This is a genomic window from Roseateles sp. GW821-FHT09G03 (assembly GCF_059416045.1).
Genome location: NZ_JBWKOK010000008.1, coordinates 303,749 through 310,775, shown reverse-complemented (window position 1 = coordinate 310,775; position 7,027 = coordinate 303,749). Strand labels below are relative to the sequence as shown.

At 72.8% G+C, this 7,027-nt stretch carries 6 protein-coding genes and 1 pseudogene; 6 read left to right on the top strand and 1 reads right to left on the bottom strand.

The window, feature by feature from the left end:
• The 6 genes and pseudogenes from AC07OZ_RS25700 to rpoZ form a co-directional block, all read left to right on the top strand.
• A pseudogene (locus tag AC07OZ_RS25700) lies at positions 1-1,445 on the top strand (hypothetical protein); the annotation flags it as partial.
• 21 nt (positions 1,446-1,466) lie between these two features.
• Positions 1,467-1,778: a hypothetical protein gene (locus AC07OZ_RS25695; protein WP_495469880.1), complete on the top strand. Its 312-nt coding sequence runs from the start codon at positions 1,467-1,469 to the stop codon at positions 1,776-1,778.
• Complete coding sequence (locus tag AC07OZ_RS25690; RefSeq protein ID WP_495469879.1) at positions 1,775-3,526, top strand: eCIS core domain-containing protein; 1,752 nt, start codon at positions 1,775-1,777, stop codon at positions 3,524-3,526. Before AC07OZ_RS25695 ends, AC07OZ_RS25690 begins: the two co-directional genes overlap by 4 nt.
• A 1-nt stretch (position 3,527) precedes the next feature.
• Positions 3,528-4,145, top strand: coding sequence for a HEAT repeat domain-containing protein (locus AC07OZ_RS25685; protein ID WP_495469878.1), 618 nt, complete (start codon positions 3,528-3,530; stop codon positions 4,143-4,145).
• Positions 4,146-4,186: 41 nt separating this feature from the next.
• On the top strand, positions 4,187-4,822 hold the full coding sequence (gene gmk, locus AC07OZ_RS25680; RefSeq protein ID WP_495469877.1) for a guanylate kinase: 636 nt from the start codon (positions 4,187-4,189) through the stop codon (positions 4,820-4,822).
• Positions 4,823-4,843: 21 nt separating this feature from the next.
• Positions 4,844-5,047: a DNA-directed RNA polymerase subunit omega gene (rpoZ, locus tag AC07OZ_RS25675; protein WP_058936171.1), complete on the top strand. Its 204-nt coding sequence runs from the start codon at positions 4,844-4,846 to the stop codon at positions 5,045-5,047.
• Between the two features lie 81 nt (positions 5,048-5,128).
• On the opposite strand, the gene AC07OZ_RS25670 is transcribed toward rpoZ, so the two are convergent.
• Positions 5,129-7,024, bottom strand: a complete 1,896-nt coding sequence (locus AC07OZ_RS25670; protein WP_495469876.1) for a DEAD/DEAH box helicase — start codon at positions 7,022-7,024, stop codon at positions 5,129-5,131.
• Positions 7,025-7,027 lie beyond the last annotated feature (3 nt).

The window sequence follows — 7,027 nt, the reverse complement described above, 5'->3', positions numbered from 1 at the left end:
GCGCACGCGCCCTGCCCTGCGCCGTGGCACGCGGGGCACGGGCCTTGCCTGGCGCGGTGGCGCGCGGCGTGCGCGGTCTGCCGGGCAGCGTCGGGCGCGGCATTCGCGGCGCGGCGTCCGGCGCGCGCGAGTACTTCGGCAGCCGCTTCTCGCGCAGCTTCATCGTCGGGGACGACATCGCCAACCTCGGCATGGCGCGCAGCGCATCGGCCGAGGCCCGAGCCGCGGTGTGGGCCGAGGCGCGCGCGCCCGGCGGCGCGCTGGCCAGCGAGGCACGCGTGGCCAGCGCCGCGGACGACGTCCACGCGCCTGGCGCCGTCGACGAGGCCGTGCCCGCACCGACGGAGGCTGCGGAAGGCGCCCCGCGAGCGCGCGCCGACGAGCCCGTGCCCGGGGCCGCCGACGAGGCCATGCCGTCGAACGCGGAAAGCCGCGCGCGCATCGACGACACGACGCCTTCGACCGGCGCGGAGCGCGAGGCCTCCGTGTCGCGCAGCTCGCAGCTGGAGAGCGACCAGATCACGCCGCGCGAGGCGGCGAACGAGGTGGCCTTCGTCGACGACCATCCTTCGATCGTCGAAGGCGGGCCCCCCAACCGGCGCGCGCGGATCGGCGACCACGAGGTGGTGGAGCTGCCCGGCGGCGGCTGCGTGCGGCGCTCCAACGGCGGCCTGCCGATCCCGTGTCCCGACTGCTTCGCCGGCACGGAGCGCGAGGTCTACGACGCCTTCGCGACGCGCGTCGCCGGACAGGGCAAGTCGATGGACGAGGTGCTCAACCGCTTCGGCTTCACCAGCGAAGAATCGCGGCGCGCGCTCTTCGACGGCGTCACCGGCGAGAACGACCTGATCGCCCGGCTGCGCGCCGGTCCCGGCGGCCCACCGTCCGCGCCGGTCGGACCGGCGGGCTTCGGCGAGCCCGGCGCCGGTGGCGTGTCCAGCCGCTCGGCGTCCGAGTTCGGCCCGGACGTCGGCGACGCGCTGGACGTGCGGGACCGGGCCATCATCCCGATCAACCGCATGGGCCGCGCCTCGCCGTCCGAGGCGCTGGGCGCGGACATGGCCCGCGAGGGTGTGCCCATGCCCGGACCGGGGCATCATGCCCACCATGGGACGCCCTTCCAGCAGCTGGCCGAGGAGATGGATTGGCTCGGAGAACGCATGGCCATCGACGATCTGCCGCAGAACACCAGCGGCGTGGGCGTGTGGCTGCCCGGCACGTCCAGCACGCCCAACGTGAGCGGCGCGGTCCCCCACCTGTCCAACATCCATGCGGGACAGGGTGTGGCGCGCGACTACGCCTATACGATGACCGTGCGCCTGTTCAACCGGCACGGACCGGAGTTCACGCGCGAGTACCAGGCCATCATCGAGGAGATGGGCAACGGCACGTTCCGCCACATGCGCGCGCCGACGGCCTGGCAACCGGGCATGCCGCCCCCGTGAGCACGTGAAGAGGATGCCGACATGAGCCACCGCTCCGATCCCCCGCGCGTGACGCCCGCGCCCGCCCCGCCGCCGTTCCAGCCGCGCCCACCCCGCCGCCGCGTCGACCTGTCGCGCCTGCTGACCCCGGCGGCGCGCTGGACGCTGGCGATCGTCGTGATAGTCGCGATCGGGTTCGCCGGCTGGTGGACCGGGCGCGACCGGCCCGTGCCGGCGTGGATCTCGCAAGGGCTTGTGCCGTGGCTCGGCTGGGCCTACCTCGCGCTGGCCGCGGTGGCGCTCGTCTCGTGGTGGCGGCGTCGCCGCGCGAGCTCGAAACAGGAGGACCCATGACCTACAAGACCCATGCCGCCGGAGCCGCCACGCGACGCGGTGGTGAACAGGCCGCCGGCCGCCGGTCCCCGAAGGCCGGCACGCCGCGCTTCCTGCAACAGGCGTCGACACGCCCCCTCCCCGGCGGCACCGTCGCGCTCGGCCGGCCACGCGACAGCTTCGAGCGCGAGGCCGACCGCATGGCCGATCGCGTCCGCGGATCCACCGCCTCTTCCTCGGCCACGGCCGCGGCGACTTCTGATGGCACGTCCGCTGCCACCTCCGCTGCTGCCTCCGCTGCTGCGCCGCTCACGACGCCGTCCCGCGGCGCCACCTCGCCCGCCCTGTCCGCCCTGCCCTCGCAAGGCCGGCCGCTGGACACCGCCACCCGCGCCGCGATGGAGCCGCACTTCGGCACCGACCTGGGCCACGTGCGCCTGCACAGCGGCAGCGAGGCCGCGTCGCTGAACCGCGACCTCGGCTCGCGCGCCTTCACGCTGGGCGGCGACATCTACTTCGGCGCCGGCCACGGCCCGCAGGACCGCGACCTGATGGCGCACGAACTGACGCACACCGTGCAGCAGGGCGGCGGCGCGACCGGCGCGGGCATCGCCGGCGGCATCAGCGCGCGCGGCGGCCCGCCGTTGGTCCAGCGCGACCTGATGCAGAGCATGCCCGTGCCGCTGGGCGGCTTCGAGATCGGCATGGCGACGCAGCAGGGTGTCACCAACACCCCGCCCACGCCCAGCGGCATGAGCGGCACCATCCGCTTCATCCCGGACGTGAATGCGCCGAACTCGAACGTCATCTCGCTGGTGCAGGTCGTCAGCGACACCGATGCCGGCGCCGATGTCGGCATCGCCACGATGGGCGCGCTGCAGGCGCCGCGCGGCGCGCTCGGCGATCCCGGGCTGCGCACGCAGGAGGACACGGACCGCGGCGTCGAGGGCGGCTTCTTCATCGATGCCCTGCACCAGCCTTTCGGCGGCGGCGCGGCCGCGGCCCCGGGCAGCGCGCTGTCGCCGAACTATCCCTTCGGCCCGGGCGGCGGCGCGCAGCAGACCGGCTTCAAGCGCTCGAACGATCCGGCCGACATCCGCTCGGCGCAGATGTTCGACGCGCCGGGCACGACCGGTCCCAACAACCGCGACTTCTCGTTCGAGACGGTGGCCCGCAGCGAGGACACCGGCGTCGTCTACGGCTCGCTGAACTGGGGCTTCCAGGTGCGCGCCGGCGTCGTGCAGAACGAACGGGCGGTCGCGGTCGGGGGCCAGTCCGCGACCTTCGACGAAGCGCTCGAACGCCACCGCGACTTCTACGTGCATGAGCCGGTGACCTTCTACTTCGCCTTCGACAGCGACGTGCTCACGCCGGCGGAGGGCGGCAAGATCGACGCCTTCCTCGCGTACATGACCCGCAACCCCACGGTGCACGTGTCGCTGGAGGGTTTCGCCGACCAGGTCGGTGGGGCCAGCCAGTACAACATCGACCTGTCCGGGCGGCGCGCGGCGTCGGTCGAGGCCGGCCTGCTCGCCCGCGGCATCGATGCCTCGCGCATCGACGGCATCACCCTGCTGCGCGGTGCCTCCACCGCGGCGACTGCCGATGCCGGCACCGGCGACCAGGGCGGCGATCCGGCGGTCGGCGCCGACCAGTCGCGCGACGCCAACCGTCAGATGAACCGGCGTGTGCTGCTCACCTTCACCGACACCGCACCGCCGGGCGCCGTGCCCGCGCCGGGTCCGGTTCCTGCCCCTGCTGGCCCTTGAGATGACCCGCCCCACGACCCCCACGCCGCCGCAGGAGCTGGTGAAACAGCTGGACGCGGCCGACCCGAACGCCCGCGCGCTGGCGCTCGCCGCGCTGGTGGGTCAAGGCGCGGCGTCCACGGCCGCGCTGGTGGCCGCGCTGCCGCAGGCCGCGGCGTCGACGCGTGCGCAGATCGCCCAGGCGATGGCGGAAATCGCCGACCCCGGTGCGGCCGAGGCGCTCGCGGGGCTGCTCGCCGATGCCGATCCCCTCGTGCGCGGGCGCGGCGCGCAAGGCCTGGCACGGTTGAACGATCCACGTGCCCTGCAGGCGCTCGCCCGCACGATCAACGACCTGCCGGACGAGCTGCATGGTCCCTACACGGTGGCGGTGTTCCTGCTGATCCAGAGAGGAGAAGCCGCGTTGCCGGCGGTGACGCCGCTGCTGGGCTCGCCCGACGCGCTGACCCGGACGAGGGCGGCGCTGGTCGTGCGCGACGTGCTGCTGCAGACGCGGGGCAAGCCCGCGTGGCAGGTCTTGACCGGCCGGCTGGGCGATCCGGATCCGCAGGGCCCAGGGGCCGGCGACCCGGACGTGGCCCGCCGCTGGCTGGCCTGGCTGGCGGCCGGTGGCCGTTGAAGGCCCGGAGGAAGTTCGCGGAAGCCCCCTAAAATCGGGGCATGGAATATCCGGGCAATCTCTTCGTCGTCGCCGCGCCGAGCGGCGCGGGCAAATCCAGCCTCGTGAAGGCGCTGCTGGAACTGGACGCCAAGCTGAGCGTCTCCGTCTCCCACACCTCGCGCGATCCCCGCGGACAGGAGCAGCACGGACGCGAGTACCTGTTCGTCTCGGTGGAAGAGTTCCGCGGGATGATCGATCGCGGCGAGTTCTTCGAGTGGGCGCATGTCCACGACAACCTGTACGGCACCTCGCGCGCGGCGATCGAGGCCCGGCTGGCCCACGGCGACGACGTCGTGCTGGAGATCGACTACCAGGGGGCGCTGCAGATCAAGCAGCTGTTCCCGCATGCGGTGCTGATCTTCATCCTGCCGCCGAGCTGGGAGGAACTGAAGCAGCGCCTGATCCGCCGCGGCGACACCGCCGACGAGGTGATCGCCAAGCGGATGAAGACGGCGCGGGAAGAGGTCGCGCAGGCGAAACACTTCGATTTCGTGGTCATCAATGCCGTGTTCGAGACCGCGATTTTCGACTTGAAGTCGATTGTCCAGGCGCAGCGGCTAAAATACGCGACCCAACGCCGCAACCGGTCGACCGTCTTCCGCGCGCTCGACCTCATCACCGACGTTACCGAATAACCCCGACTCTCAGGAACCAGCATGGCCCGCATCACTGTCGAAGACTGCCTGACCAAGATCCCGAACCGTTTCCAGCTGGTGCTTGCCGCGACCTACCGCGCCCGCATGCTGAGCCAAGGCCACGCGCCCAAGCTGGAGTCGAAGAACAAGCCCGGCGTGACGGCGCTGCGCGAAGTCGCCAACGGCGACGTCGGCGTGGAAATGCTGCGCCGCGTGCCGGTCTGATCGTCGGTTGAACGGCGGCGGCTCCGGCCCCGCCCTCGCCCAGGAACGCCCCGCTCTGCGGGGCGTTTGCTTTTGCGGCGCTCATTTCTGGCGCCAGAACTCAGCGTCGATGACGACCTCGTTGCCGCTCTTCTCGTTGATGATCCAGAAGCGCGCGCCGTCGGGCGCGATGCGGTCCACCTCGCCGACGAGCCGCCCTGCTGCGACACGCAGCCCGCGCGTGTTGAAGGGAAAGTCCGGCGCCTTCGCCAGCGACAGCAGCGGCACGGCCTCGCGCGGATCGCCGGCCAGGCGCATGCGGTGCACGATGGGCGCGAGCACCTCGTTGGTCAGGTCCGCCGACGAGAGGCAGATCACCACCTTCGCCTGCGCACGGCTCAGCGCGACGTTGAGCAGCCGGCGCGCTTCCTCCGTCTTCAGGAAGGGCTGTGTGCCGTCGGCCGGGTCGAAGAACACCACGGGCGCCTCGCTGCCCTGCGCGCGGTGCACGGTGCTGACCTTGACGCGATCGTCGACGCCGAGCGCATCCAGCCGCTGCCGGAGCAGCGCCCGCTGCGCGCGGAACGGCGTCAGCACGATGAACTCGTGCGGCGCCCAGTCGCGGCTCGCGAGGGCCTGGGCGATCAGGGCCGCGATCGCATCGGCGGACTCGCGCCGGATCGGGCCGCGGTCCTTCGCGGACCAGAAGCCTTCGCGCGTGATGCGATGGACCTTCACGTGGACGTCCGCCGGGATGTCGCCGAGCGCGCGCTCGCGCGAGCGCCGCCAGTCCTCCGACGCCAGCGCCTCCGCGGCGACGCGCAGCGCGCCGTCGTAGAACAGGTCGCTCACCAGCGCGCCGATCGGCGCGGCCATGCGGGACTGCTCGTCGAGCATCGCCACAGCGGATCCGCCCTGCCCGCCGCGCGGCATCGCCGCGAAGGGCGAGCGCCCCAGCCAGTGGCGCGCGAGACGGTCCTCGCTGCGCAACACCGGCGAGAGCTGCTGCGGATCACCGGCGAAGAGCCGCGCGCGCCCGAGCGGCATCAGCGCGAGCGCGTGGGCCAGGCTCACCTGGCTGGCTTCGTCGAAGACGACGAGGTCGAACGGCGGCTCGCCATCGGGCGAAAGCTCGCGCAACGTCTTCAGCGTGAAGGCGGCGCGGGTCGTCGTCATCGTGGCGAGCCGGCATTGCGCCAGCACCTGCGGCGACGGCATGCCCGATGGCGGGATCAGATGCCCGCGATCTGCGTAGGCATCGGCATCGAAGCGCGAGCCGAGCCGCTGGACGGCCGGTCTGAGGTGCTCGCGGCGGCCCTTCTGCAGCGCCTTGTCGACGGCGATCGTCGCGAGGTCGACCGCATGATTCGTCGTCGACAGCAGCAGCACGCGCGCGCCGGGACGGCGGTCGAGGTACTCGGCGAGCAGCACGCCGAGCGTCGTCGTCTTGCCGGTGCCGGGTGGCCCCCAGAGGAAGGCGTCGTGAAAGCCGACGAGCTTCAGCGCCTCGCGCTGCGCCGGCCGCAGCCAGCGGAACGGCGAACCATCGAGCAGCGGCGCATCGGCCCTCGGTCTCGGCGCCGAGAGCCCCGGCCAGCAGCCGGCGGCGCGATGCGCCCAGGTGTCGTCGCCCCACGCATCGGCGACGGCATTGAGGAAACGCGGCGGGTAGATGCGGAGCAGATGGCCCTCGCCCGGCGGCGGGGCGCTCGCGTTCTGCAGCACGAGCTGGTCGTCCTCGACGACGACGGCGCGCACGCTGGCACTGCCCTTGGCCGGCGCGCCCCACCAGGCGGAGGCGCCTTCGAGGCGCTCGTCGAGCAGCGTGTGCGCGGACGCCTGCCCGGGCCGCTGGCCTTCGGCGTAGACGTAGTCGGGCTCGAGCGTCACGCGCCAGAGCGCGCCGTCGGCCGCGCTGCGGAGCACGCGGAAATCGTAGAACTCGGGCGTCGCGGCCAGCTCGGCGGCAATCGCCGCGCGGATGTCGGCCAGGGGCATGGA